The organism is Alkalihalobacillus alcalophilus ATCC 27647 = CGMCC 1.3604, assembly GCF_000292245.2.
GTDB lineage: Bacteria > Bacillota > Bacilli > Bacillales > Bacillaceae_D > Alkalihalobacillus > Alkalihalobacillus alcalophilus.
On record NZ_ALPT02000045.1, the window covers coordinates 1 to 26818 of the forward strand.

29 protein-coding genes, 2 pseudogenes and 1 riboswitch are annotated in these 26818 nt (G+C 36.5%); of the genes and pseudogenes, 11 read left to right on the forward strand and 20 right to left on the reverse strand.

The window, feature by feature from the left end; translation table 11 throughout:
* From BALCAV_RS23430 to BALCAV_RS21245, 4 genes are all read right to left on the reverse strand, one after another.
* Nucleotides 1-60 (reverse strand): helix-turn-helix domain-containing protein (locus BALCAV_RS23430; RefSeq protein ID WP_152563051.1); only part of this gene is annotated, 60 nt, incomplete at its 3' end.
* Between the two features lie 233 nt (nt 61-293).
* Nucleotides 294-446: a hypothetical protein gene (locus BALCAV_RS22560; protein ID WP_168771660.1), complete on the reverse strand. Its 153-nt coding sequence runs from the start codon at nt 444-446 to the stop codon at nt 294-296.
* Nucleotides 447-1407: 961 nt separating this feature from the next.
* Complete coding sequence (locus BALCAV_RS12880) at nt 1408-1950, reverse strand: YqcI/YcgG family protein (RefSeq protein WP_235213114.1); 543 nt, start codon at nt 1948-1950, stop codon at nt 1408-1410.
* A gap of 284 nt (nt 1951-2234) precedes the next feature.
* On the reverse strand, nt 2235-4031 hold the full coding sequence (locus BALCAV_RS21245) for a PAS domain-containing protein (protein WP_003322833.1): 1797 nt from the start codon (nt 4029-4031) through the stop codon (nt 2235-2237).
* A gap of 334 nt (nt 4032-4365) precedes the next feature.
* Between BALCAV_RS21245 and BALCAV_RS12890 the strand changes: the two genes are divergently transcribed.
* The 8 genes and pseudogenes from BALCAV_RS12890 to msrB all read left to right on the forward strand — a co-directional run bounded on the left by BALCAV_RS12890 (nt 4366) and on the right by msrB (nt 9951).
* On the forward strand, nt 4366-4572 hold the full coding sequence (locus BALCAV_RS12890; RefSeq protein ID WP_003322834.1) for a DUF1659 domain-containing protein: 207 nt from the start codon (nt 4366-4368) through the stop codon (nt 4570-4572).
* 134 nt (nt 4573-4706) lie between these two features.
* Nucleotides 4707-4928 (forward strand): DUF2922 domain-containing protein, encoded by a 222-nt coding sequence (locus BALCAV_RS12895; RefSeq protein WP_003323938.1) that lies wholly within the window; start codon nt 4707-4709, stop codon nt 4926-4928.
* Nucleotides 4928-5074: a YvrJ family protein gene (locus tag BALCAV_RS21675; RefSeq protein WP_003323939.1), complete on the forward strand. Its 147-nt coding sequence runs from the start codon at nt 4928-4930 to the stop codon at nt 5072-5074. The genes BALCAV_RS12895 and BALCAV_RS21675 overlap by 1 nt, the downstream gene beginning before the upstream one ends.
* Nucleotides 5075-5180: 106 nt before the next feature.
* Complete coding sequence (locus BALCAV_RS12900) at nt 5181-6698, forward strand: spore germination protein (protein WP_003323940.1); 1518 nt, start codon at nt 5181-5183, stop codon at nt 6696-6698.
* Between the two features lie 102 nt (nt 6699-6800).
* Nucleotides 6801-7819 (forward strand): annotated as a pseudogene (locus tag BALCAV_RS12905) (GerAB/ArcD/ProY family transporter).
* Nucleotides 7816-8898 carry a Ger(x)C family spore germination protein gene (locus BALCAV_RS12910; RefSeq protein ID WP_003323942.1) on the forward strand — a complete coding sequence of 361 codons (1083 nt, stop codon included), beginning with the start codon at nt 7816-7818 and terminating at the stop codon, nt 8896-8898. Before BALCAV_RS12905 ends, BALCAV_RS12910 begins: the two are co-directional and overlap by 4 nt.
* Nucleotides 8899-8975: 77 nt before the next feature.
* Nucleotides 8976-9509: a peptide-methionine (S)-S-oxide reductase MsrA gene (gene msrA, locus BALCAV_RS12915; protein WP_235213115.1), complete on the forward strand. Its 534-nt coding sequence runs from the start codon at nt 8976-8978 to the stop codon at nt 9507-9509.
* A 4-nt stretch (nt 9510-9513) separates the two neighbouring features.
* Nucleotides 9514-9951 carry a peptide-methionine (R)-S-oxide reductase MsrB gene (msrB, locus tag BALCAV_RS12920; RefSeq protein ID WP_003323945.1) on the forward strand — a complete coding sequence of 146 codons (438 nt, stop codon included), beginning with the start codon at nt 9514-9516 and terminating at the stop codon, nt 9949-9951.
* Between the two features lie 140 nt (nt 9952-10091).
* Here msrB and BALCAV_RS12925 read toward each other — a convergent pair whose 3' ends face one another.
* The 4 genes from BALCAV_RS12925 to BALCAV_RS12940 all read right to left on the reverse strand — a co-directional run bounded on the left by BALCAV_RS12925 (nt 10092) and on the right by BALCAV_RS12940 (nt 13844).
* Nucleotides 10092-11078, reverse strand: coding sequence for a siderophore ABC transporter substrate-binding protein (locus BALCAV_RS12925; RefSeq protein ID WP_003323946.1), 987 nt, complete (start codon nt 11076-11078; stop codon nt 10092-10094).
* Nucleotides 11079-11201: 123 nt separating this feature from the next.
* Nucleotides 11202-11960, reverse strand: coding sequence for an iron ABC transporter ATP-binding protein (locus BALCAV_RS12930; RefSeq protein WP_003323947.1), 759 nt, complete (start codon nt 11958-11960; stop codon nt 11202-11204).
* Entirely contained in the window at nt 11954-12901 is a 948-nt protein-coding gene (locus BALCAV_RS12935; protein ID WP_003323948.1) for an iron chelate uptake ABC transporter family permease subunit, read from the reverse strand. Before BALCAV_RS12935 ends, BALCAV_RS12930 begins: the two co-directional genes overlap by 7 nt.
* Entirely contained in the window at nt 12891-13844 is a 954-nt protein-coding gene (locus BALCAV_RS12940) for an ABC transporter permease (RefSeq protein ID WP_040323993.1), read from the reverse strand. Before BALCAV_RS12940 ends, BALCAV_RS12935 begins: the two co-directional genes overlap by 11 nt.
* Before the next feature lie 329 nt (nt 13845-14173).
* Here BALCAV_RS12940 and fumC point away from each other — a divergent pair, with 329 nt between their 5' ends.
* Nucleotides 14174-15556 carry a class II fumarate hydratase gene (gene fumC / locus BALCAV_RS12945; protein WP_003323950.1) on the forward strand — a complete coding sequence of 461 codons (1383 nt, stop codon included), beginning with the start codon at nt 14174-14176 and terminating at the stop codon, nt 15554-15556.
* A 206-nt stretch (nt 15557-15762) separates the two neighbouring features.
* Here fumC and BALCAV_RS12950 read toward each other — a convergent pair whose 3' ends face one another.
* Nucleotides 15763-15945, reverse strand: coding sequence for a hypothetical protein (locus tag BALCAV_RS12950; RefSeq protein ID WP_003323951.1), 183 nt, complete (start codon nt 15943-15945; stop codon nt 15763-15765).
* An 87-nt stretch (nt 15946-16032) separates the two neighbouring features.
* Nucleotides 16033-16584 carry a phosphatidylglycerophosphatase A family protein gene (locus BALCAV_RS12955; protein ID WP_003323952.1) on the reverse strand — a complete coding sequence of 184 codons (552 nt, stop codon included), beginning with the start codon at nt 16582-16584 and terminating at the stop codon, nt 16033-16035.
* 204 nt (nt 16585-16788) lie between these two features.
* Here BALCAV_RS12955 and BALCAV_RS12960 point away from each other — a divergent pair, with 204 nt between their 5' ends.
* Entirely contained in the window at nt 16789-17523 is a 735-nt protein-coding gene (locus tag BALCAV_RS12960) for an alpha/beta hydrolase (RefSeq protein ID WP_003323953.1), read from the forward strand.
* A gap of 44 nt (nt 17524-17567) precedes the next feature.
* Entirely contained in the window at nt 17568-17993 is a 426-nt protein-coding gene (locus tag BALCAV_RS12965) for a GNAT family N-acetyltransferase (RefSeq protein WP_003323955.1), read from the forward strand.
* A 196-nt stretch (nt 17994-18189) separates the two neighbouring features.
* Here the strand turns inward: BALCAV_RS12965 and BALCAV_RS23270 are convergent, their stop codons facing one another.
* The 10 genes and pseudogenes from BALCAV_RS23270 to aspA all read right to left on the reverse strand — a co-directional run bounded on the left by BALCAV_RS23270 (nt 18190) and on the right by aspA (nt 26787).
* Nucleotides 18190-18498: an MTH1187 family thiamine-binding protein gene (locus tag BALCAV_RS23270; protein WP_003321620.1), complete on the reverse strand. Its 309-nt coding sequence runs from the start codon at nt 18496-18498 to the stop codon at nt 18190-18192.
* Nucleotides 18499-18585: 87 nt separating this feature from the next.
* A pseudogene (locus BALCAV_RS23275) lies at nt 18586-19266 on the reverse strand (DUF1385 domain-containing protein); the annotation flags it as partial.
* 23 nt (nt 19267-19289) lie between these two features.
* Entirely contained in the window at nt 19290-19877 is a 588-nt protein-coding gene (locus BALCAV_RS12975) for a hypothetical protein (protein ID WP_003321621.1), read from the reverse strand.
* Between the two features lie 179 nt (nt 19878-20056).
* Nucleotides 20057-20866, reverse strand: coding sequence for a bifunctional hydroxymethylpyrimidine kinase/phosphomethylpyrimidine kinase (thiD, locus tag BALCAV_RS12980; protein ID WP_003321622.1), 810 nt, complete (start codon nt 20864-20866; stop codon nt 20057-20059).
* Nucleotides 20867-20883: 17 nt separating this feature from the next.
* On the reverse strand, nt 20884-21993 hold the full coding sequence (gene thiO, locus BALCAV_RS12985; RefSeq protein ID WP_003321623.1) for a glycine oxidase ThiO: 1110 nt from the start codon (nt 21991-21993) through the stop codon (nt 20884-20886).
* Nucleotides 21994-22104: 111 nt separating this feature from the next.
* Entirely contained in the window at nt 22105-22881 is a 777-nt protein-coding gene (locus BALCAV_RS12990; RefSeq protein ID WP_003321625.1) for a thiazole synthase, read from the reverse strand.
* Nucleotides 22882-22885: 4 nt separating this feature from the next.
* A complete protein-coding gene (thiS, locus tag BALCAV_RS12995) occupies nt 22886-23083 on the reverse strand; it encodes a sulfur carrier protein ThiS (protein ID WP_003321626.1) in 198 nt (65 codons plus the stop codon).
* A 5-nt stretch (nt 23084-23088) separates the two neighbouring features.
* Nucleotides 23089-23712 carry a thiamine phosphate synthase gene (gene thiE, locus BALCAV_RS13000; protein ID WP_003321628.1) on the reverse strand — a complete coding sequence of 208 codons (624 nt, stop codon included), beginning with the start codon at nt 23710-23712 and terminating at the stop codon, nt 23089-23091.
* A gap of 83 nt (nt 23713-23795) precedes the next feature.
* Nucleotides 23796-23905: riboswitch (TPP riboswitch) on the reverse strand.
* A gap of 61 nt (nt 23906-23966) precedes the next feature.
* The gene (locus tag BALCAV_RS13005; RefSeq protein ID WP_003321629.1) at nt 23967-25076 is read right to left on the reverse strand and encodes a YqgU-like beta propeller domain-containing protein; all 1110 of its coding nucleotides are present in this window, start codon (nt 25074-25076) and stop codon (nt 23967-23969) included.
* Nucleotides 25077-25371: 295 nt separating this feature from the next.
* Nucleotides 25372-26787: an aspartate ammonia-lyase gene (aspA, locus tag BALCAV_RS13010; protein ID WP_003321630.1), complete on the reverse strand. Its 1416-nt coding sequence runs from the start codon at nt 26785-26787 to the stop codon at nt 25372-25374.
* Nucleotides 26788-26818: the final 31 nt, after the last annotated feature.

The window sequence follows — 26818 nt, forward strand, 5'->3', positions numbered from 1 at the left end:
GAAGATTTCCTGTTCTTTGCTTGGATAGAGACGAAATTTGTACGCTTTGTTGATGAGCATTGTTTTCACCCCCCCAATAGGAATGTATGTTCTTATTATACCCTAACAAGAATCTCTTTGGCTACCGCCAACCGCCATTCATCTCCCCCTTATCGTTGGGCTTCTCCCTTCACACGATTGAAGAGGGAGTCTTCTGTCGGGAAATGATAAAAAAAGTTGGATGACCGTCATTCTAGTCATCCAACTCATTTTTAGGTAGTTTTCCCAAACCTCTTTTTATCATTAATTATTGCTTATTCAAAATCGCTGTCTTCAGTTTCTTCCATTTCTAATGTCGGCTCTTCATTTAATGTTGGATCGTCGATTTCTCCGTCTCCACCACACGCCGCTAACACACTGACTGATAATGCACCTGCTGCTAACATATACAATAATTTTTTACTCATTAGAATTCCTCCTCCATAATTTTAAAAAATTTAATGTGAAGTTTTTCTTGTTCTACTCTAATATTACCCAAAGAAACGGGTAATGATAACGCTTTTTCCTCCATTTACAAGCTTTCACAATAGACCCCAAATTTTCTCATTAAATTCTTACACATTTTGTTGTTTTATTCGAAAATTTCAGTTTTTTTACATACCTTTACTATTCAAAAAAAGCCCTCTTTGAGAAGGCTCTTATTAGTTATTACTCAACTTTCGCATCGAGAAAACCCGTTCAACTAGTTGGCAGAGCGAATAGAAGCTCTTAAACAAATGCCCTTGACACGTTTAAAAAGCGAGAACGTACTATCACACCAAACGGATAAACTGTGCATTAAGAAAATATTATAGACCCTCCGGCTGTCGCTCCCAAAACCATACTCCGCGTCCTGCGGGAACCTTGCGAGCCTCCTCGGCAAGCCTTGCGGGGTCTCGCTCCACGGTTTATTCCCGCGGGAGTCTCCGTATGGTTTTGTCCGCTAAGTGTGGTGGAGAGGTTTGATGATATGGCCATTCTCAATCAGCTATTTCTAACGCAGAAGGGCTCATGAGGTTCCTGCAGGACGCGGAGTGTCTGTTTGGGAGCGACCGCCGGAGGGCCTATTATTTATTTCTTGATGCACAGATAACGTGAGATTGGTTTGTTCGTTTATGAACATGACGTATTAAAGCAAAGGGTTGACTGTTTACATTTTTTTTCAATAGGAAAGAAGAGTTAATCACATTGTTCGCGACAGCCGAAGCTCTTCATTATTAGTGAACAGTTTCCTTCAACTGCCTAATAAGAAAGAGATGTGTTCAGACTCTCAACGATTGAACCGTTCATGTAAAGTCAATTGGAGTATGGTATCGCCCTAAAGTCAATCTCTATCAACAGTTAAGGGTCAATCATACTCTGCGAAAGTTGAGTTATTATTTTAGTAATTCATTCGGTTCCTTCTAACCCTTCAAAAATGATTGTCGGTTGAAAACCAATCACCATACTTTGGCCTAAATCTCTAGTTTTTCTTTGTTTATTTGCAGGAGCATCGGCAAATGAAAACAGGGATTCCTCTTCAAAACAAAATGACCATAAATGATGTTCAGGCTCCCTTGGTGTGTGCACTGGCCATGCTTTATCATCCTGGGTATTTAAATATTGTAAAACATCCCAAAAATATCGTCGATAATACTGTAACGGCTGCTCCTTTTCTTCGGGTTCAACAAAAACAAATAAACCTCTTCTTACTAATGGGCGTTGCTTCGTTAATTCCAAAAATTCTTTTAATGTTTTGGGAAGATGGCTCCAGTCAGCATGAGGTAAAAAAGAGTATCGTAATTCGCCTAATGGTTCTGCTTTCCTTCCAAAGAAACACGAGACATCTTTTTTTAATACAGCCTGCTGAAACTGCGTATAACTTACATTAAACCAACTTGGTAATGGAACTTTAGTAATTGAATTTTGATCTAATAAGTAGCTCTTTTTCACCATCTACACTCCTCTCGCCAAATTATATGAATAACCTGTTTATTCTAGAAGTTCCACTTACGTGCTGATCATGTAAAAAGGAGATGTTTTAAAAGCTTTATTAAAACAAGGGATATGATAGTATAAGTATTTTTTTGATTATCGTAAACTTGCCTTCCATATTAAAAGACACAAAAAGCTGTTGCATTAGGTCATAAAGGGACCTTATCCAACAGCCTCATGATGGATTATAATAAAAATTTAGTCATCTATAAGCAAACGTTTGTCCTACTTTTAAAATTTGCTTACGTTAACAACACTTCTTCTGGTATCGGGATAAAAGCTGGCAATATCACTTCCACTCTTGTCCCAACATCAATTTCACTGTGGACATTTAATATACCATTATGATGTTCTAATATTTTGTAACACACCATTAACCCTAACCCTGTTCCTTTTTCCTTTGTGGAATAAAAAGGCTCACCTAATCTATCTATTCTTTCTTTGGAGATTCCACAGCCATTATCCTCTATTTGAATACACACCTGTTCATCCGGGTGATTTTTCAATTTTAATTTGATTTTTCCATTTAATTCAACTGCTTCTATTGAATTACGAATTAAATTCATAATCGCTTGTTTTAACTGCTTCTCACTCCCATATATCGGTGGGACTTCTTCGTATTCAAATTCAAAAAAGACATTTTTTATAATCGATTGAGTTTCCGTTAACTTCATAATTTTTTCCAATAATTTCTGAACATTAATACGCTTAAAAGGAGTCTCATAATTAGGTTTAGCCAAAGTTAAATATTCAAATATAATGGATTCGACTCTTTCTAATTCTTCCATAATAAGTCTTAGAAATTGTTCATTATACATTTGCTCTTTTTGAAAAAGTTGCAAAAATCCTTTAACCGATGTTAATGGATTACGGATTTCATGAGCAACACCAGCAGCCATTTGAGCAACGGCTGACAGTTTATCTGACTTCCTTAATATATTATCAACTCTTTTCCTTTCCGAAACGTCTTTAAAAATCGTACGATAGGCGGGTTTTCCATGATACAAAATAATCGTTGTAGAAGCCTCAACTTCTCGATATTCTCCATTAATACAACGTAAACGAAATATCGTATTCGTCATCTTCTTTTTATCAGTTAAAAGTAAACGAATATTTTCTTTTGCCCTTCGATACTCTTGACCGATAAAGAGTTTACTAAGCGAATGTCCAACAATTTCATTTTTATCATTTGCTTTAAATAGCTTAATGCCTGCAGGGTTCATATAAATAAACTTATGGCCGTCATGAACGGTAATCGTTTCTGGAATATGTTCAACTAAACTCCGATAATGCAATTCACTATCCCGTAAAAATTGCTCGGCTTTTTTCCTTTTTGAAATATTCAGAAAAAATAGGGTGATTTTTTCTTCTGTCCGGTATGCTCGAACATCAAACCAACAATCTAATTTCGTAATATAATGTTCGGTCTCAAACCGTTCTTCCCCAGCTAAAAATTCGTTGATTTTATTTGTAATTTCTATTTCTTGCTCTTTTAATATATTCCAAAAATTAAGATAAGGAATTTCACTTGACTGTTTCCCTAACATCTTACACGCCTCTTTGTTCATATAAAGAACCTTACCATCAACATGAATCGTCATTACTGCATCTTTTAGGTTTTCTAAAACGATTTTAGGTAATGTTGGATTCCATTCTTTCTCCTCAGTACTCTCTTGCCCCTTATAAAAATGCAGAGAATCGCTCTCATTAATTGGTTCAAATTGCAGTAAATATAGTTCTTGTTCATCTTTTTCCTTTGTTAATGGACTAATAATAGCCTTAACTTCTTTTTTCTTCCCTGATGAATGCCTAAGCTCTATATTAGTTTTCATAGTATGGTGATTATAAAACAATAACTTTAGATGGGCATCTTTTTCAAACAAAGAATAAAAAGATACCATTAATAATTCCTCACGTTTATACCCTAAATTTTCACAAAAGGCGTCATTAACGTGAATAATATCCCCTTGATCATTTATCACAGACTGCCAAGTAACAGTAGCATTAAAACACCTTTGAAATAATGGCACTACATTCATATTCATTCTCCTTATGAAATCTCTCTTCACTTTATGAGTTCAGTAATATTATTCTCTTTTCACTATACAATTCCTCCTAATATCTGAAATAGTTACAGTTTTTTTAGCGACATATTTCAACATATACAACGGAATCATGACGACTTTCTGTGAGGAGCCATTGTTTCTCTTATAAAGGAACATTTTTTCACCTATAAGTTTTGCTCGATTGATTCTGAGACGACAGATTTCCCCTTTTCCTTTTTGTCAAAAAACCACTTGTTCTTTAATCATAAATTCCCTTCACCTCTTTTTATCTTTCCTTCGATTTATAAATTGAAAGGAGGTGAACAAGATGGAAAATCAAAACTCACGTTTAACGATAACCTTTATCGTCGGAAGCGATCCATACGGAGATCCTGTTTTTACAACTAAGTCCTTCCAAAATGTAAAAGGCGAAGCAGCAGATGTTGATTTAGTACAATTTGTCCAATCATTTGTCTCTCTGCAATCACTTGAGCTTGATTCAGCAACACGAACTAACCAGTATGGACTTATTTAAACTAGCTGCGCCTGTTAGAAGCTCGAGAAAAATCGGTGCGTCTTTTGAAGACAAAAAGCGTCTTCATAAGCCTCCCCTAATTTTTTCTCGCTTCTGAACGAACAGGCTTCGCTTTATAATTAAGGAGGAGAATAATGAGTAAAAAACTTGAGCTATTATTTGAAAATGAAGCAGAAAGACAAGTAACCGTTTCTGTTGATAATCCTACTGAACCTGTTAATCCAGAGGCGATTTACGAGGCAATGCTTGAAATGATTTCTACTAATGTCCTAACTTCAACTGGTGGCGATATCACAGCCATTCGTGGTGCCCGTTTAGTAGACAGACAAGTAGAAACAATCGAGCTTCCAATCTAATGGTTTCCTTTGAGACATGGCTTCCTTTTATAGCAGAATATAGCTTTCCTGTCATTGTCACCTTTTATTTGCTCCATCGCCTCGAGCAAAAATTAGACCATGTCATTTTAGCTGTAGAACAACTTCCCCATAAAATGGAGTCATAAGAAAGTAAACACTCATAACTAGATTACTAGTTATGAGTGTTTTTTTACATAATTTTCATTTGTTAAAACCATACTATGATAAATCTAGAAAAGGAGGTTGTGTGTAATGTCTTGGTTTTCTTTTAAAAAGAAATTAACGATACCCCAAATAGAAAAAAGTGAATTTAGTACCTTCAGTCAAGCGATTGAAAAACACAAACAATCAAGTGATTTCACTCATCACCATTTTTACACACAATCTCAAAAACTGTGGTTATCTTATTACCAACCATTAATCAATCATATTAAGTTGGAACGCCAAGTTATTGAACCTCTCCGGAATGGTTCTTTCATTAATCTAGAGGGTATGATTCCACTTCTTCATGTAGAAAATGTGAAGATTGTTCATAGCCCGATGGAAATGACAGAACTCCTTATGATCGGTGCTGTCGTGATCCAATCCATTGAAGAATCACAAGAAACCTGTTTAATTGCGATGCTGCCACAAGAAGAGGTCCGAGATATTACCATCCCAGAAGTCGAGTTTAGTGTTATCGGTCCAAAAGAAGCGTTTGTCGAAGCGATAGATGTCAATATAAACTTAGTTCGTAAAAGACTTCCGACACCTAATCTCATAACAAAAGAATATACAATTGGGACTCTTTCCAAAACCAAAGTCATTATTATGTATCTAGATTCAATTGCAAATAATGAAAATATTAATACGATGATCGAACGAATTTCGACGATTGAAATTGAAACAATTAGTGATAGTTCTTATATTAATCAATTAATTGAGGATTTTTCAAATAGCCCGTTCCCTCAATTTATTGATACAGAAAGACCAGATCGTGTTGCCGCAGAATTAGCTGAAGGGAAAATAGCCGTTTTTGTAAATGGTTCACCCCAAGTAATTACAGCCCCAACGACCTTTATAGAATTTTTCTCTTCTTTTGAAGACTATTTTTTATCATGGCATATTGCTTCTGCCTTTCGCTTAATACGAATTTTTGCGGTATGGTTTTCTATTTTTGCTACGCCTCTTTATGTAGCAACTTTAACTTACCATGTTGAAATCATTCCACAGGATCTACTAGCAACTTTAATTTTATCAAGAAATCAGATTCCGTTTCCTCCTATATTAGAGGCACTTTTTTTAGAAATAACGATTGAATTATTAAGAGAAGCAGGTGCAAGACTGCCAACAAAAGTAGGGCAAACGATTGGCATCGTAGGTGGAATCGTCATCGGAACAGCCGCTGTTGAAGCAGGATTGACAAGTAATGTATTGCTGATCTTTGTTGCCCTAGCCGCTCTTGCTTCATTTACAACTCCGGTTTACCGAATTGGTAACACCATTCGTTTAGTTCGATTCCCTTTTATATTTGCCGCTCAACTATGGGGGTTAATTGGACTGGTGATTTTATTTATGTTTTTGTTGGTTCATTTATTGTCGATCAAATCGTTAAATCGCCCTTATTTAGCACCCTTATACCCACTAAATCTCCGTGATTTTAAGGACGCTTTTATACGAATGCCTTTTAATTTTCAATCTTCTCGACCTGATCAATTGAGTACAAAAAGACCTGAAAAATTCAATAAACGAAAAGCAAAACAAAAAAAGGATATTGATGAAGGCATGTAACTAGACTGTAAGAAGAAACGAGGCACGATCATGCAAGAGAAAAAAGGGAATATTGAGGCGTTATTAGTAGAACCATTTCTAGTTTTTTATCTTGTTCATTCGATGCAAGCAGGAGTTGGTGTGCTCGGCTTTACAAGGTATATAGCAGATGCAGCTGGGTACCAAGGATGGATCGCTGTCATTATTAGCGGTTTGTGTATTCACCTATTTATTTGGATGATCTATAAAATACTTGGCCCTAAACAACATGATATTATTACCGTTCATAAACAAACATTCGGACGTATTTTTGGAGGGCTCCTCTCGCTTTTTATTGTTGCTTATTTTACCCTTGCTGCCATTGTCGTCTTAAGAACTTATATTGAAATTGTTCAAATTTGGATTTTTCCTGATATCCCGATATGGGCGATTTGTTTTATTTTAACTTTATTAGCCTATTATATGGTCACTCAAGGATTTAGAGTCGTTGTAGGTATTAGCTTTTTCAGTTTAATCATTCCTTTTTTCTTTTACTCGCAGCACTTGCCCCATTAGAATTTGCCAATTTTCATCGCCTTTTGCCTTTATTTGATACGACAATTAAAGAGCAAATCGAAGCGACAAAAACCATGACTTTAAGTTATTTAGGTCCTGAGATCCTTTTATTAGCTTTTCCATTTATCAAAAATGGGGTTAAATCACAAAAATGGGCTTATTTCGGAAATCTATATACATTATTGATTTATTTAATGATTACAATCGTTCACTATTCTTTTTACAGTCTAGGACATATTGGAACGATTATCTGGCCATTGATTTCGTCTTGGAAGATTGTCCAACTACCTTTTATCGAGAGGTTTGAATATTTAGGAATAGCTGCTTGGCTCATTATTATTACGCCTAATATTGCCTTATGTATTTGGGCTGCGAGTCGCGGATTAAAAGAGGTTTTTAATTGGCCTCACCGCCAAATGTTAAGACTAATTGCCCTTGCCGTCTTATTTATTGCCCTTATTTTTCAATCAAGACAAGATATCGATCAATTAAATACATTTATGTCAAATTTAGGGCTCTATTTTTTGTATTTGTATATTCCGATTTTGTTTTTAATAACTACAATCAAAAGGAAGCTGTTCAAATGAAGACATTATTTAAAACGTTCATTCTTATTCCTTTCTGTTGCTTAATGGTTGGCTGTATAGCTACTAATATTATCGATGAAGTTCAACTTATGCATGTAGTAGGTTTTGATTATATTTCGGACAAACAAATTGAAGCGACCATTAGTGTCCCGATTTACCAGCAAGAGTACATGATTATCAGTGAGACGATCTCCGCTCAAGCTAAGATGAGTCGAGATGCTAGGTTAAAATTAAATACACAATCATCCAAAAAATTGCATACCGGGAAATTAAAAACGATTTTACTGAATAAAGAACTAGCTAATAAAGAAGGGATAATGACCATGATTGACAGTTACACTAGAGATGCAACGATTGGGTTACGTAATCGCATTTGCATTGTCGAAGGAACCGCTAAGGAGTTGCTCAGTCAAGACTATGAACATGAAGAAGAAGTATCTATCTATATAGAAGAATTACTCCAGCAGAATATAGAAGGGCAAAACATTCCTGACACTAATCTTTTGATCTTTTTAAATCAACATTATGAAGAAGGACAAGACCCCTATTTGCCTATTTTAAGACAATATGATAACAGTATCCAAATTAGTGGTGTCGCGTTGTTAAAAGACGATAAATATATTGACTCCATCGATATTGCTGAAGCTTTTTTTCTAAAACTACTAACCCAGAGATTTAGTAAAGGAACTCATGAACTAGAAATAAAAAACGAAGATGAATATGCGATGATCCGAACCATTCATTCGGTTCCAAACTTTCGGATTGAAAAAAATTCGAATGAACCGAATATTGAAATAGACATCAAAATGAAACTCCAAGTAATTGAGTACTCTGAAAATGAAATATCTGATGAAAAATTAGAGGAGATTATGGAAGTACTAAATAATGATGTGATCGAGGAAACCAAAGCTCTTATTAAGAAATTTCAAAAATTAGAAATTGATCCGATTGGTTTTGGTAGCTTAGTTCGTTCTAAAAATAGTGATTTTGATTTAAAGAAATGGCAAGCCTATTATAAAAATATGGAGGTTAGCATCAATCCAAAGCTCATTATTGTTGATAAAGGAACCAAACAATAAGAAAGCCATAATTAAAGCGTAAATCGCAATCTAAATGCTATAATATAGTTACTCTACTTATTTGGTGAGGTGAAATAATGAACAACATGAATAATGAAAAAGCCGTTTTTGCAGGCGGCTGCTTTTGGTGTATGGTTAAACCTTTTGATCGATATGATGGTGTACACTCGGTTGTTTCTGGTTATACAGGAGGATTTACAGTAAATCCAACATACAATGAAGTTTGTTCTGAAAAAACAGGACACTATGAAGCGGTTGAAATTACTTTTAACCCAGATGTTATTTCCTATCAAGAACTATTAAACATCTTTTGGAAACAGATTGACCCAACAGATGGTGGTGGTCAATTTTACGATCGAGGCCACTCTTATCAAACAGCGATTTTTTATCAAAATGATCGACAAAAAAAATTAGCAGAAAAATCAAAGGAAGAGCTCACACGGAGCGGCCAGTTTAACAAACCCATCGTGACTGAGATTTTACCCGCAAAACCTTTTTATCCAGCCGAAGAATACCATCAAAATTATTATCAGAAAAACCCTGCTCATTACGAGCGTTATCAAAAAGGCTCAGGTCGGGCTGATTTTATTAAACAAAATTGGGAGGTTTAAATCAGTGAACTCAAATAAAGAAGATCTTAAAAAGAATTTAACTCCAATCCAATATGAAGTGACCCAAAATAACGGAACAGAACCGCCTTTTCGAAACGAATATTATGACTTAGACGAAGAAGGAATTTATGTCGATCTCATTTCCGGAAAGCCGCTATTTTCTTCACATGATAAATATGATGCTGGATGTGGCTGGCCAAGTTTTACGAAACCGATTGATGAAAAAGAAATTATTGAAAAAGAAGATCGTAGTCACTTTATGATCCGAACAGAAGTAAGAAGTAAAGAAGCTAATTCCCACTTAGGACATGTTTTCCCTGATGGCCCCGTAGATAAAGGTGGGTTACGTTATTGCATCAACTCCGCTTCCCTCAAATTTATTGCAAAGGATAAATTAGAAGAAGAAGGTTATCCAGAGTATCAAAAGTTATTTGAGAAATGACTTTAGATGACGTTACTCAATCAAGTTTATACACTTCGCCAGACCAACTCACTTGTAACAGTAACCCTCGACTCAAATTAAAAAAAGAACTGCCCTCATCAGGTCGTTTTCATGACCTGATGGGACAGCTTCCCTTAAGATTAATCTTCTAACCCGTTTTTCACTTCTTCAATCATACCTGGGAATGATGTTAAACCACCACCAGAAATATACCAATACGTTGGATTTAAGAAAACGATATTATCATTTTCATAAGCTTGTGTATTTTGAATGAACGCGTTGTCTAGAAGGTCATTCCCACTAGCGTCGCCACTAGTTACAACCGCTCCACGATCAATCACGAATAAATATTCAGGATTTTGTGATTCGATATATTCAAAATCAATTTCCTGTCCGTGATTTGACACTTCAATACCTGAATCAACTGGCTCTACACCAAAGACATCATGTAAGACTCCAAAACGACCACTTGGACCGTACGCAGACATACTGCCTTCATTAACCATCACAATTAAACCTTTAGCTTCGTTGTCAGAAGCTAACTGCTGTACTTCTTGAACATCTGCATCAATTTCAGCTAATTTTTCTTCTGCTTCTGCTTCTATACCAAAAATCTCAGCAATGATATTTACATTCCCTTTAAATGATTCATAATAATTAGACGTATCTAACCCCATAAATAATGTCGGAGCAATTTCCGCTAAGTCATCATAAGCATCTGAAGCACGTCCACTAATAATAATTAAGTCTGGATCTAATTCATAAATTTCTTCAAAATCAGGCTCAAATAAACTTCCTGCATTCGCGTATTCAGAACCACTATATTTAGAAAGGTATTCTGGAACATTTGATTGTGGTACTCCAGCTACATCAATGCCAAAACCATCAAGAATATCTAACACACCCATATCAAAAACAACAACTGTTTCTGGATTTTTCTCAACTGTAGTTTCACCTAGATCATGAGTATATGTTAAAGAAGTTGATTCTTCTTCGCCACCTGTTGTCTCTTCTGTATCTGCCCCCTCTACTGGCTCTTCTGCTTCGTTAGAGACCTCGTCTGAACCGCAAGCTGCAAGAACTAGTGCTACTAATGCAGCTAACATAAACATCCAAAATTTCTTCATCTAAATACACCCCTATGGTATTTTTTATATAATAAAGAGCTAAGGAATTGTGCGCCAATTGGATGCTGTGAGCGTCCACTTCTCTTTTACGCACTCATCCTTACTCTTAATTATCAAAGTTGATTAAACAAAATAAACACAAACACGTTGGTTATTAATATCATTAATGGTGATATCCATATCATAAATTTCTCGTAGGACTCCATTATTAATAATCTCATTTGTTGGACCTTCATGGACAATTTGACCATCCTTTAAAGCAACAATATGATCCGAATAAAAAGAAGCAAAATTAATATCGTGTAAAACGATAACAATCGTCTTACCAAGTTCCTTTACCATCCGTTTTAATACTTTCATAATTTGAACTGAATGCTTCATATCTAAATTATTTAATGGTTCATCAAGAAGAATGTACTCGGTATCTTGAGCAATAACCATTGCAATATAAGCGCGTTGGCGTTGCCCACCGCTTAGTTGATCTAAATATTTATCTTGAATATCTTCTAACTCCATATAACGAATCGCTTCATCAATAAAGTTAAGATCATCTTCTTTTAGATTCCCTTGTGAATACGGGAAACGGCCAAATGAGACAAGCTCACGAATGGTTAGTCGAATATTAATATGGTTTGATTGTTTTAAGATCGAGATTTTTTTGGCTAGTTCGTTGCTTTTTGTATCAGCTAATTTGGAATTATCAATCAAGATTTCTCCAGAGTCAGCAACTGTTAAGCGACTTATCATCGAAAGCAAGGTACTTTTCCCAGCTCCATTAGGTCCAATAAAAGAAGTTATTTTTCCTTTTTGAATCTTGACGGAAACATTATTAACAACCGCTTTATCTCCAAATAGCTTTGATACATTCATAACTTCTACCATTTTTTACTCTCCCTTAATAAAAGATATAAGAAGTAGACACCACCAACAAAGTTAATAATGACACTAATAGGTGTTGAAAAACTAAACAGTCGTTCTACAATAAGTTGACCACCGACTAGTGCGATCACACTAACGAGCATTGCCACTGGTATAATGACTTTATGTTTATACGTTTTGACCATTTCATACGCTACATTCGCTACCAGTAAACCTAAAAATGTAATCGGTCCAACTAAAGCTGTGGCAATTGAAATGAGAATGGCAATAAAGATTAATAAAGTTTGAACAACCTTATCATAATTAACACCTAAATTAATCGCTTGCTCTCTTCCTAATGAAAGAACATCTAAATATTTCAATTGAGGATAGAAGATAAGCGTACTAATTAAAAAGATCGCAATTGAAATCCATAATAAATCAGAGTTCACATTGTTAAAACTAGCAAACAATCGATTTTGAACATTTAAGTATTCATTAGGATCAATTAAAACTTGTAGGAACGTTGAAATACTTCCAAAAAAAGTTCCCATAATGATTCCAACTAATAAAAGGAAAAAGACATTTCTTCCTTCACCTTTTAATAAGAGCTTATAAAGGATCATTGCAAAAACAACCATTAAACCCGTTGAAATCCCAAAATTTAGATACTTATTAATAACTAAAATACTGGTTGAGCCAAAGGCAAAGATAATAAAAGTTTGAAACAATTGGTATAAGGAACCTAAACCAATTAATCCTGGTGTTAAAATACGGTTATTCGTAATCGTTTGAAAAACAACTGTTGCAAAAGCAATCGCTGCCCCCGTTACAATAATCGCTAATATTTTAATCCCTCTACGGGGTAATGCGTACTCCCAACTACGTAAATCATAAAAAAGGAATAGACCCGTAAAGCTAATAGCTAAAAAAGATAATAGTAGAATCTTAGATTTATTGCTCATGCTTTCTCCCCCTTATTAATAAATAGAGGAAAATCGCACTTCCAATAACTCCAACTGTTAAACCAATCGGTACTTGATATGGATAAATAATAACGCGCCCGATAATATCACAGAGGATGACAAAGGCAACTCCTAATAACGCTGTTGTTGGGAGATTTTTTCTTAAGTTATCGCCTTGGAAGATGGCCACGATATTCGGAATAATTAATCCTAAAAATGGAATCATACCAACTGTTAAAACAACGACAGAGGTGATAGCTGCAACTATAATCAAGCCAATATTGACGACTTGCTTATAATTTAAGCCTAGATTGACCGAGAATTCTTCCCCCATTCCTGCAATCGTAAACCGATTAGCAAATAGATAGGCAATAATTAATAATGGAATACTAATGTATAACATTTCGTAACGCCCTGTCGTAATTAACGAGAAGCTCCCTTGTAACCAACCAGAAATATTTTGAATTAAGTCGTTTGAATAAGCAAAAAAGGTCGTAATCGAACCAACAATATTCCCAAACATTAAACCTACTAATGGGATAAATATCGTATTTTTGAACTTTATTCTATCTAAAATCTTCATAAATATTAATGTACCAGCTAAGGCGAACAAAAATGAAACAACCATTTTTTGCATCATTGTAGCTGAAGCAAACATGAGCATCGAAACCATAATACCAAGGCTCGCTGAATCCATTGTGCCGGCTGTTGTCGGTGAGACAAACTTATTTCTCGTTAATTGCTGCATAATCAAGCCACAAATCGCCATACTTGAACCTGCAATGATGATACTTATTAATCTAGGTAATCGACTATGAATAAGAGTATGTAGTTGGTTCTCATCTAAGCGTAACAAACCTGACAGATTCACTTCACTTACCCCTATAAAAAGCGAAGCGATGCTTAAGATGAAACAGACGATAAGTAGGTATAAATTTTTCATAACTCTTCCTTTTTAAACCGGTTTATAGTTGATAATAATTCTCACCTATAGGCTTTCCAAACGAAAATGATTATCAATCACATTCTCAATGATAATAGTTATCATTATTTATGTCAACATGGTTTACCTACTTTTCTGAGAATATCTTTTTATTATCCCAATAAAGTATTTTGAAGAAGAGAGCGGATATAATAAGACTCACATTACTATATTATCGTATCAAAACCAACTGTACTATATTTTGGTGAGCACTAATTCATTGGTTTTTATTCACGATTATGTCACACTATATTTATATAGGAATTGAAAATGAGGGAGGAATCATAAGGATGGAAATGAGAATCGAACGTGACACATTAGGTGAAGTTAAAGTTCCACAGAACCGTTTTTGGGGGGCTCAAACTCAAAGAAGCCTTGAAAACTTTAAAATTGGTGAAGAAAAAATGCCGAGGCCACTCATCTATGCTTTTGCTGAATTAAAAAAAGCGGCAGCCATTGTCAATGCAGGTAATGAAGATTTAGCTACAGAAAAAAAAGAAGCGGTTGTAGCGGCTTGCGAACAAATTTTAACTGGTCAGTTTGACGAGCATTTCCCTATTGTCGTTTGGCAAACAGGTAGTGGAACACAGTCGAATATGAACATGAATGAAGTCATTGCTTATATGGCGAATGAACAATTACAACACACGAATATAAAAGTCCATCCGAATGATGATGTCAATCGTTCACAAAGCTCTAATGATACGTTTCCAACAGCGATGCATATTGCAACTGTACATGAAACAGAGAAAAACCTCTTCCCTGCAATTCAAACGTGGATTAAGACTTTAACCTTATTAGAAGATAAATTTAAAGATGTTATGAAAGTAGGTCGAACCCATTTACAAGATGCCACTCCCCTCACGTTCGGACAAGAAGTTAGTGCTTGGAAGGAAATGCTCAAAAAATCGAATAAGATGATCCGTGAAAGCCTTGAATATGTGCGGGAACTGGCCATTGGTGGAACCGCTGTTGGGACTGGTTTAAATTCTCCTGCTTCGTTTGGTGAAGAAATGGCCAAACAGCTAACTATACAAACAGGTCGTACTTTTATTCATTCTAATAACTTCTTTCATGCTTTAACAAGTCATGATCAGCTCGTTCATTTTCATGGTGCAGTAAAAGCTCTCGCTGCAGACCTTTTTAAAATAGCCAATGATATCCGCTTATTAGCGAGTGGTCCACGTTCAGGAATTGCTGAGATTACGATTCCAGCAAACGAACCTGGAAGCTCCATAATGCCAGGCAAAGTAAACCCAACTCAATCTGAAGCAATGACGATGGTTGCAAGCCAAATTTTTGGAAATGATGCAACGATCTCATTTGCGGCTAGTCAAGGCCACTATCAGCTCAATGTATTTAAACCTGTCATTGCCTATAATGTCTTACAATCCATTCGGCTATTAACCGATGGCCTTGTTAGCTTCCATGACCGTTGTTTAGTAGGAATAGAAGTAGACCGTGGCAAGATGACTGAAAATGTAGAACGTTCTTTAATGCTTGTCACAGCATTAAATTCACATATCGGCTACGAAAACGCGGCGAAAATAGCGAAAAAAGCTTTTGCGGAAAAATCAACTTTAAAAGAAGCGGCTCTAAACCTCGGCTTATTAACATCGACTGAATTTGATACACTCGTAAAACCAGAAGAGATGATTCATCCACGCAAATAAGAGGAAGTTAAAAAAACAAACTCTAAATAAAACCTTTGTAACGATTGATTGAGCGAACCTTGCCTCTATTATGTTGGCTATCAGTGCTCACTAATTGTTTCTTTAAGTAATAGAACCCACCAAAAACAGCCTCTAAAGTCTCCTTACCTCGACTTTAGAAGCTGTTTCCTCTTCCAGAGCTAACTCTATTGTTCTTTTTATTCACATCATTCATCATACGTGTAACGCACGACATATTTATTCGTTTTTAATTTTCTAACTTCAACGACCGGACCGATTTCGTACCCATTATGCCAGTTGTCTTCAATTTTTGCTTTAATACAACTGGCTTGAAATTTAGAGCGAAATAATTGACGATAATAAATCCATTTAGGTGCTTGTGCTTCCATTCGAATCCCTTACCTTCATTTCCTATTTATTAACATATGATTCCCTTTTTTACTAGTTAAATACAATCGTCTAGTTGAAAAATTCACTTAACCAATCAATTCTTCATTTTCACGCTTTTTTATATCTTCTAAACGTCTATTTTCCTCTATATCTCTTTGACGATGAGCAAGTCTTGCGGAAGCACTTGCGGCAATACTCGCGACTAAATCATCAAGAAACGTATGTACTTGTTCTTTTCGATTGTCGAGTTCATGAATAATCCCAACCTTTTGTTTATCTAAATAACCAAAAGTTGTCACCGCAATACTCCCAAATCCAAAAACAGAGCCCAAAGCAATCGTTTCATCTACACCAAATAAGCCCTCATCTGAATCAATTAACGATTGGAGTGGTTCGGAAAGCTTTTTCTCCTCAGCTAATTGATCAAGTTCCACACCAACTAAAATAGCGTGTTGAATTTCTCTTTTTAATAATACAGCATTGGTACTTTCATAACAGTCTTCAATCGTTAAATTTGGGTTATAAGGAACTTGCATTTCATAAACAATCTTAGCGATGTCTTCAATTGAGACACCTCGCTCCTCTAATTTTTTTCTTGCTGAATATTCAACAACATCACACTGGACTGGCTTTTTCATAACGGACCTCCTTGATTCTCTCTAAGAATATGGGCAAACAAAACCTTTTCCTTAGATTTAGTTTACCATATATCTAATTCACTGCCCAAAGTTTGGCGATTCACTTTTCTGTTTATATATAACCTGATTTTGAGCACCATTGCTTAATCCTCTCTAAATATATGATAAAATAAAGAAAAGTTTGCTGAAAGTGCAGGTGACAACATGGCGAATCAATTAAACGGAGATTTATCTGAAGCAACGATTAATAGCCAGTTTCTAAACGAAGAACAAAAACTGATGATTTACACTCCATCGAATTTTACCCCAATGAAAAGTTATGATTTGTTAATCTGTCAAGATGGACAGGATTACTTTCAACTAGGTCGAATTCCAAGGCAAGTCGACACTTTAATTGAAGAAGTGGAATTACGTGAAGTCATTATTGTTGGGGTTCCATACCCTTCTGTCAAAGAACGTCGCAAAAGGTATCATCCCGATGAAGAAAAGTTTGCTTCTTACTTACGATTTTTAGTCGATGAATTAATGCCGTTTCTTGAAGATAAATTCCCTCTTCACTCACTAGCAAGCAGCCGTACTTTAGCTGGCGATTCTTTAGCTGGCACGGTATCTCTAATGGCTGCTTTAAAATACCCGTCTACTTTTGGTCAAGTGATGATGCATTCACCATTAGTAAATGAGACGGTATTACAGGCTGTTTCAAATGCGAACACGATTGATGGTCTGGCTATTTACCATATGATTGGTCAAAAAGAAACCGCGGTCAAAACGTCGGATGGTCAAGTGCTCAACTTCCTTGAACCGAACCGACAATTAAAAGAAGCGTTAGAAATGCTTAAAATCGATTATACATATGGTGAATTTGACGGTGATCATACGTGGACTTATTGGCAAAAAGATTTAGAGTATGGCTTAAAGAAACTTTTGCCTTTTGAATAATGAAGATAAATGACAAGCAACTAGATAGTGGAGGTTATCACAAAATGAATATAGAAAAAGTAAACTCAAAAAAACAACTAGAGGACGCCTATCGAGTTCGTAAAGAAGTGTTTGTAGGAGAACAGAATGTCCCTATCGAAGAAGAAATTGACCAATACGAAGATGAAGCTACTCATTTTGTCGTTTATAATGAAGAACATGAAGCGATTGGTGCTGCACGTCTGCGCGAAGTAGATGGTTCCGGAAAAATTGAACGTGTTTGCATTGTGCAAACAGCTAGAGGCACAGGTATTGGTTATGAATTAATGAATGTGCTATTAGATGAAATCAAAGAACGCAAGCTCACTAAAGCGAAATTAAATGCCCAAATACAAGCTGAACCTTTTTATCAAAAATTAGGATTCGAAACCGTTTCAGGACAATTTTTAGATGCCGGAATCCCCCATGTAACTATGATAAAAACGATGTAGACACCAAAAACGGAAGGCGTTCGCCCAGAAGCGAGAAAAAATACAGGGCTGACTAAAAAGTCGCTTTTTGACTTTATAGGCAGACCGATTTTTCTCGAGCTTCTAACGCCTGCAGTTAGACACCAAAAACGGAAGGCGTTCGCCTAGAAGTGAGAAAAACCTAACAATGGGGGCCATCTGTTAGGTTTTCTATTTACTATTTTTCTAACTCTCTTGCAACAGATTCTAACTTTCCTTTTAAAGTTGTTGCTTTGTCTCTTCGATCATCAATACGGATATTTGTTGCGACACGGGAGCAGCCTTTTTCAAATGGAACTTCATGAATCGCTTGAATCACTTCAAACAATACAGGCAACTCTCCTTCAATCAAAGTACTCATCGGGGTTAATTGAAAAGTAATTTTGCCTTCATATGTTTGCAACACCTTTTGAATTTCACTTACATACTCACTCACACTCGGATTATCTGTTCCAATCGGTACAACCGTTACATCTACAATAGCCAATTGCTTTCTCTCCTCTACTTTAGATTTTACTCTTTTCAACTCAAAGTGTTCTGGAAACTCTTCTAATGCCAATAGCCTGTACGATTCAATTGCCGCGATTAAGTGCATTCGTTCTGGCTCTTCAGTCGTCCATTTTCGCTGCAACCAATAAGAGATTCCTAAAACAAATTTTCTTAGTCGCTTCATCTTTTTCATCTTCATTAACCAAATCACAAGTGGGACCACTAGTACAGCACCATAAGAAGCATACATAATACTTGATGAAAAAGATACGTTATTAAATAGACTAAAGATCATCGTTAATAAAAGGACTGCCAAAAAATAAATAACAACCGCATTTGTCGAACAATTTCGATTCGTAATCTGCGCTTTTTTAATTCTCGCTATTCGAGCCCTAATTTTCCTTCCTCGATCACTAAAAACTTTATGCTCAGCTCCATGGTATTTTTTTAATTCTCTTGGAAAAATAAAGTGAGTACCAAACATAAAATAAATCAAAAAATAAAAAGGCAATCCATTAAAAGCGAGTGGGTATACGACTTGAATCAATTTTGGTCCCAAAATCAAAGCCAGATAAACGGTCGAAAAAAGTTTAAGCCATATCGGTAAAGTAGCTGTCACTTGATAAATCATCATACACATCGTTTTAATGCTTAATGGCTTAATCCACTTTTGGAGTTTTCCTTTATGATGATAAGCACAGGCAACATGCTCTTGACCGATAAAGAAAATCCCTGCTTGAAAGGACAATCCTCTAATAACAGCCATCTTTTATATCCCACTCCTTACTCTCATTCCCCTGTACTTACATTTAAAACCCAATATGGAATTCCTGATCCTCGTTCAAACTCGACCATTTCAAAAGTCGCATCTGCTGAAACAAGTGGTGAATGGTTCACCCATGTATGTAATAAAAATACTTCTGCAAAAACAACCTCATCAGACTCTATTGTTACAACAGCTTCTCCTAAGTTCCCATAACTAATATGCTCATCCAGTTGATTCGTAAATGTAAAAATAAGCCCATTTTCTCCTTCGATTGCATGTGATTGCTCAATCACTTCATCAGAATGAAACAACTGCAACTCACTCTCAACGACCGAAAAGTCTTCTACAACCTCACCAGATTCATTATAAAAAACCATCCCGAGATAATCATCTCCATTTAAACCATCAGCTGGAGCAACCGTCCAATCCCAATGAGCTCTAACCTTTACACTCTCATCACTTTGATGAATCTCAACGTTCAATTCGATTTCATCTATTAATTCTTCGTTTGTTACTCCTTCATTATCATTTAGAAAAAACATGCCCCCAACAATCATTAAGACGATTAAAATTCCTGGTAAAATATATAACGCTTTGTTTCCTTCCAACATTTTTTGTCTCTCCTCATATAAACTAGTTCTCACAACGCTCATTATACCTTAAACCTTGATCAAAAGCATCGCTTAGACCTGTAACAAATAGGAACATAAAGTAAATGAAAAGGAGCGACGGGCAACCGTCGCTCAAAAACACTTTTATAACGATACTATCTAAAAATGAAACAATGTTATTACTTTCGCTTTGAGCGTTGATAAGCATGATGGTTTGTTGGTCCAATGCCTGATCCTAGCTGAATGGAATCCGAGATTGCGGCTGTAATAAAGTCTTTTGCCACTTGAACCGCTTCTTTAATCTCTGCTCCTTTGGCGAGTTCGGCGGCAATTGCAGCGGCAAACGTACAACCTGTCCCATGAGTATGCTTTGTATCGATGCGTTCCACATGATATTTGGTCATTTCTTTTCCATCATATAATAAATCAAGTGCTGGGCCTTCCGTTAAATGACCACCCTTTAATAAAATATACTCTGGTCCTAGTTCATAAAGTGCTTTCGCAACTTCTTCCATTTCTTCAATGTTTGTAATTTCTTTTTCTAACTCTAAGATAGCCTGCGCTTCTGGTAAATTAGGCGTAATAACAGTTGCTACTGGTAAGAGCTTTTCTTTTAACGCATCTATCGCCTCTTGTTGTAACAAGGTCGCTCCACCTTTAGCAATCATCACAGGATCAACTACGATGTTTTTTAACTGATATTCTTTCACTTTTTTAGCAACAAGTTCAATAATTTCAGCTGAAAACAACATTCCTGTTTTGACTCCATCTGCTCCGATATCAGATAAAACGGCATCTAGCTGAGCTTCAATCGCCTCAGTAGATTGTGGATAAACACCGTGTACTCCTAATGTATTTTGGGCTGTTATGGCTGTTATAGCACTCATCCCAAATGTCTCAAGCTCTTGAAACGTTTTTAAATCAGCTTGTATGCCTGCCCCACCACTACTATCAGAGCCTGCAATCGTTAATGTTTTCGCTATTGGCATTTTTTTACCTCCATGCACTAAGAAAATCTTTCTGGGGAAAATCGGTCGATTGGAACAAGTGTTGGCTTTCCTCCCACTAAATCGCCAACGATTTTAGCTGTAATTGGGCTTAATAATATTCCATTACGGTAATGCCCCGCCGCAAAAATTACATTTCTCGCTTGTTTTAATTGGCCAATAAATGGGTAACCATCCTGAGTGGCTGGACGTAACCCTGCCCAAGTATGAAATGGTTTAAGTTCTTTTAGAAACGGAAAGATGTGATGATTCCAATTTGTTAAACGAGCAATTCCTTTTTCTGTTACATCGGTTTGAAAACCAGCAATATCTTCAGAGGCACCATTGACAAGGGTTCCATTCGCTTTAGGTACGACATACCCTTGGCTCGAATAAACGATGTGACCGATTCGCTTCTGATCCAATTCATAGGCACAAATTTGTCCTCTAATTGGGTAAATCGGAATCGAAAGGGCAAAAAAGTCTTCTAATTCCTTTGCCCATGCTCCTGAACAAATAACAAGTTCATCACCTTCAAACTGTTGACCCTGACCACTTTTTAATAAAACATTATTATTTACTTCAATAAGCTCTACTTGGCCTAGGTTTTCATAAATCTCAACACCTAATTGTCTACATGCTGTCTCCAATGCTTTCACATAGCCAGGTGCATAGACATGGCTCTCTTCTGGATAGTACATTGCAGCGATAATTTGATCCGATAACTCTGGTTCTTTCTCTTTCACTTGCTCGGCCGATAAAAGCCGAGCAGTTACCCCCCATTGACTTTGCCAAGCGAGGCGAGTTTGAAGCGCTAGAAGATCAGCCTCATGATAGACAACGTGTAAGCTACCACTTTCTTTATATTCAAAGTCTTCATCGGAAACTTTTTTTATCTCATTCTGCCAGTCTGCAAATAAACGCAAACTTTCTAAACTCAACTTAAAAAAGTCATCCGGATCTTCGCCAATTTCTGAAAGAGGAGCAAGCATCCCTGCTGCTGCTCCAGATGCTTGTCCACCGCATTTATTTTTCTCTAAAACCGTTACATGAAATCCTCGTTTTTTTAATTCGAAAGCGGCAGATAATCCAATGACGCCTCCACCAAGAACCATTATTTCTTTCCCCATTGTCTACACGCCCCTAAAGACCTCATTGTGATATAGTCTATCTGTGAACTTATTTTCTTCACGAACAGTTCCTTAAATCAAGGATTTTTTACTTTTGTTCCTTTTTAAGCACTACAATTGAAATTCAGCAAATCCACTACTTGCTGTCGCATATTTCTTTTTGGGAATACGACCTGCTTCAAATGATAGACGACCTGCTTCAATAGCCAACTTCATCGCTTTGGCCATTTTGACTGGATCCTTTGCTTTCGCAACAGGAGTATTCATCAAAATCCCATCAACTCCCAATTCCATCGCCTGTGTAATATCCATCGTACTACCTAAGCCAGCGTCAACGATAATCGGAACATTACTCTCTTCGGCTATTAACCCGATGTTATACGGATTAAGGACACCTAAGCCTGAACCAATCGGAGCCCCACCTGGCATAACGGCAGCTGCACCTACTTCTTCAAGCCTTTTACAAAGAATAGGATCATCCGATGTATATGGCAAGACAACAAATCCTTCGTTCGCCAAAACTTCCGTCGCTTTTAACGTTTCAATTGGATCAGGTAATAGCGTCTTTTCATTGGCACTTATTTCGATTTTAATCCAATTACTAATGCCTGATGCCTTTGCTAATCGAGCAATCCGAATCGCCTCATCTGCATTCGTGGCCCCTGATGTGTTCGGTAAATACGTAAACGCTCCAGGCTCAAGATGTTGTAGAATCGCGTCCTCTGCGGGAGCGTCTAAATTCACGCGTCGAATCGCAAATGTCAACACCTCGGCTTCTGATACACGAATCGCCTCATTTTGAACAAACGGATTTGGATACCTTCCTGTCCCTAAAAAGAAGCGTGAATTCAATTGTTTCCCTGCTATTTCTAATGCTTTTCGTTTCATCTGTTCAACCGCCTCCAACAAAGTGGACAAGCTCAATTTCCGTGCCGGCTTCAACCTTTGTTTTTGCCCACTCATCCCGTTCGATAATTTTGCCATTCACTTCAGTCACGACAAGATGGGATTCAAGTTCAAAATGAGAAACGACCTCTTCTAACGTCATGACATTTAATTCGTGCTTTTTACCATTAATCGTTAATTCCACTTCAATCACACTCCGTCAAGGATTTTAATAAATTTCTCTGCTGTTCCTTTGACATCCTCAGCCCCTACAATTTCACTAATCATACAAACCCTTGTCGCTCCAGCTTCAATTACTTGTTCAACATTATGAAGTTTGATTCCGCCAATCGCAACAAAAGGAATTTCCACAACCTCCTTCACTTCTTGAATGTATGAAGTCGTAACTGGATCGACGACATCCTTTTTACTGTTCGTTGGAAAAATCGGTCCAACGCCAATATAATCAGCTCCACCAGCTTCTGCCTCTCTCGCCTCTTTTAGGGCATGTGTGGAAACCCCAATCATTTTATCTGGCCCAACAAGCTTTCGTACTTCTGCAAGTGGCATATCATCTTGCCCAATATGAACTCCATCCGCATCTACCGCTAAGGCAATATCAATATAATCATTCACAATAAATGTCACATGATGTTTTTTCGTCAATTCACGTAATTTCTTTGCTTTTTCGAATACAACTTTTCTTGAACTCTCTTTATCCCTTAACTGGATGATATCCACCCCACCTAGAATAGCCTTTTCCATTACTTCGATTAAGTCTCTTCCTGTGTGAAATTCTTCTCCAGTAATCGCATATAAACGAAAGTCTTTCATGTTTTATCACTCCTACGTTTTTAACAAATATAAAAAACCACACTTCATTCAATAGGAAAGAAGCGCGGTTACTCAGACAAAATCATAACAAGCATCAACTTCCCTACGCTGGTATGATCCAGATCAGGTTAAAAGGGTAAAAGGAACCACCTTTTTCTCAGCTTATTCAAGATAAGCACCCCTAGTTTTCTCGTAAAATATAAAATTATTTATCCTTCATTATGACAGATGCCCAGTAAAAATCAAGTGAAAGACTATTCAATACTTGCTGATATCTCAAGATCATCCAAGCGTAGAATTTGTTCGAATTGTGTACCAATGAGCAAAAAGTTTTCATCTGGTGACAATTGAAATGGGACATTTTCCTGCCATTCCACTAAAAACTTGTCTTCACCGGTTTCAAGCGATAATTGTCTTAACTCAAACCGTTGATTATAGCTATAATAATCACTACTATATTTAGGCTTGAAATAATAAAAAAAGTTCGTCTCTTTCCCATAATCAAAAAACGGAATCCACCACTGATTTGAATGGGTACTCAAAATAGGTATTTCTAAATCCATTATATGCATGGAATCCTGATAAAAGGAATACACCGAATTCTCCTCATAAATCGTCTCTGCGTCAATGTGCAAAGACAGCGAATTTCCTAAATATTGATACTCAATCAAATCTTGATTCGTATATTCTTCTTTATTTTCTTTAATCGAATAACGATATAATGGAGCAACCACATTCATATCGTCTGTTCCCCTTTTTATATAAGCTAACTGAGCATCAGGTAACCATTGAACATACGCTTCTTCAATTGTGATTGGCAACAATTCATTTGTCCAAATATCTAGATAATAGGATTCATGTTGCCAGTCCGGCAAAAAAGCAGTCACGATGACTTCGTTTTGATTATCTGGATGGAAATAAACATTGTATTGTTCACCAAATCCCTCTAACTTCATTAACAATTCTCCAGACCGTTCTAAAAATAAAAGATCAGCCGATTGATTCTCTTGATTAAACTCTTGAATGGCGATAATTGACTGATTTGAATTTATATGAACATCATGAACGATGTGTGGAGTTTCATAAAAGATGTCCTTCTCACTACTAAATAGATGATATTGACTCATTATGGATCTACCCTCAAATTCTTCCATGATTAAAATTGTTTTTGAATCAAGCCAACCTATGACATAATAAAAAGGATAACTAGATTGATAAGGAATGATGACAGACCCTTCCCAATGACGATCTGTCACTTGCTGTTTTTCTCTCAGTTCGTTATAAGCTTCAGGTAATGGTTGACTATGATAAATCGTACAACCTGATAATAAGACTAAAAGAAGAAATGTCTTGATAAACTTCAATTGACATCACCTTCGTTCCATTTCATTGAACCTATTATCCTACGTTCATATAGACTATACAATTGATAAGACTAAATGATTAGTTAAATTTTATAATTGACTAATTTTGGGTATTTTTGTAAGCCGAATATCTAATATATGTCCCGTTTGAATACAATGAATTATTTTTAGACAGTTTTTTAAAAGAGTGTAATGAGAAGAACAGGTTTTGAAAACACAAAAAGGACTAAAAAGGACTATCCACATAAGGTCTTTTGACGACTTTATGGGACAGTCCCATCTTTATGGAGCGATATTACCCGTAAATAAAACGTGCTCCTGCAATTCCAGGATTGGTCATTTCTTTCGGATCCAAAATTTCATTTAATTCTTCTTCCGATAAAATGCCGCGTTCTAAACAAATTTCACGAACAGAGCGACCCGTTTCAATCGCTTCTTTTGCCACTCGTGAAGCGACTTCATAACCAACATGAGGATTAATCGCTGTGATAATCCCTACACTGTGCTCAACCATTTCACGGCAATGTTCGATATTAGCGGTAATGCCGTCAATCGCAAATTTACGGAAAACGTCCATTCCGTTTTGAAGAATCGTAAATGATTGTAATAAGTTAAAGACAAGAACTGGCTCCATCACGTTTAGCTCAAGCTGTCCTGCTTCGGAAGCAAGGCTAATCGTATGGTCATTTCCGATCACTTGGAAAGAAATTTGATTAATTACTTCACACATAACAGGATTCACTTTTCCTGGCATAATAGAAGATCCAGGTTGTCTAGCTGGTAAGTTAATCTCATTTAACCCTGTGCGTGGACCAGAGCTCATGAGACGCAAGTCATTTGCTATTTTCGATAAGTTAATCGCCATAATTTTCAACGCACTTGATAGCTCTGTATAAGCATCTGTATTTTGAGTAGCATCCACTAAATCTTCTGCTGTCTTTAATGGAAACCCAGTAATTTCGGCAAGATATTTAGAGACCTTTTCAATATACTCCGGTTTCGCATTTAAACCTGTTCCAACAGCAGTCGCCCCCATATTAATATCATACAAGTGGCCAACAGAACGCTCAATACGTTTCAAGTCACGTGTAAGAACGCGACGATAAGCGCCGAACTCTTGTCCAAGACGAATTGGAACGGCATCCTGTAAATGCGTTCTTCCCATTTTTAACACATCGTCAAATTCTTCTTCTTTCTTTTTCACTGCTTCAATTAACTCATTTAAAGTTTGAATTAAGCCTTTTGATAAATTTAAGCATGCGATATGAATCGCGGTTGGAAAAGCATCATTTGTTGATTGAGCCATATTAACATGTGTATTTGGGCTTACTTTCATATACTCGCCTTTTTTTCCACCTAATTCTTCAATTGCACGGTTAGCAATCACTTCATTAGCATTCATATTAAAAGAAGTTCCGGCTCCCCCTTGGATAGAATCAACGATAAAATGCTCGGAAAGTTTTCCTTCGATTACTTCTTCTGCTGCTAAAATGACCGCACCTGCAATTTTTTTCTGCAAAACTCCTACATCACGATTAGCCATCGCCGCTGCTTTTTTTACGTATCCGAAAGCTTTAATTAGTTCCTCATGTGGCGGGTATCCAGTGATAGGAAAATTATCACGAGCTCGCATCGTTTGGATTCCATAATAGGCATCCTTTGGAACTTCCTTTTCTCCAAGTAAATCACGTTCAATTCGATATTCTGTCATTCGATTTCTTCTCCTTCATCAGGCTAAATTT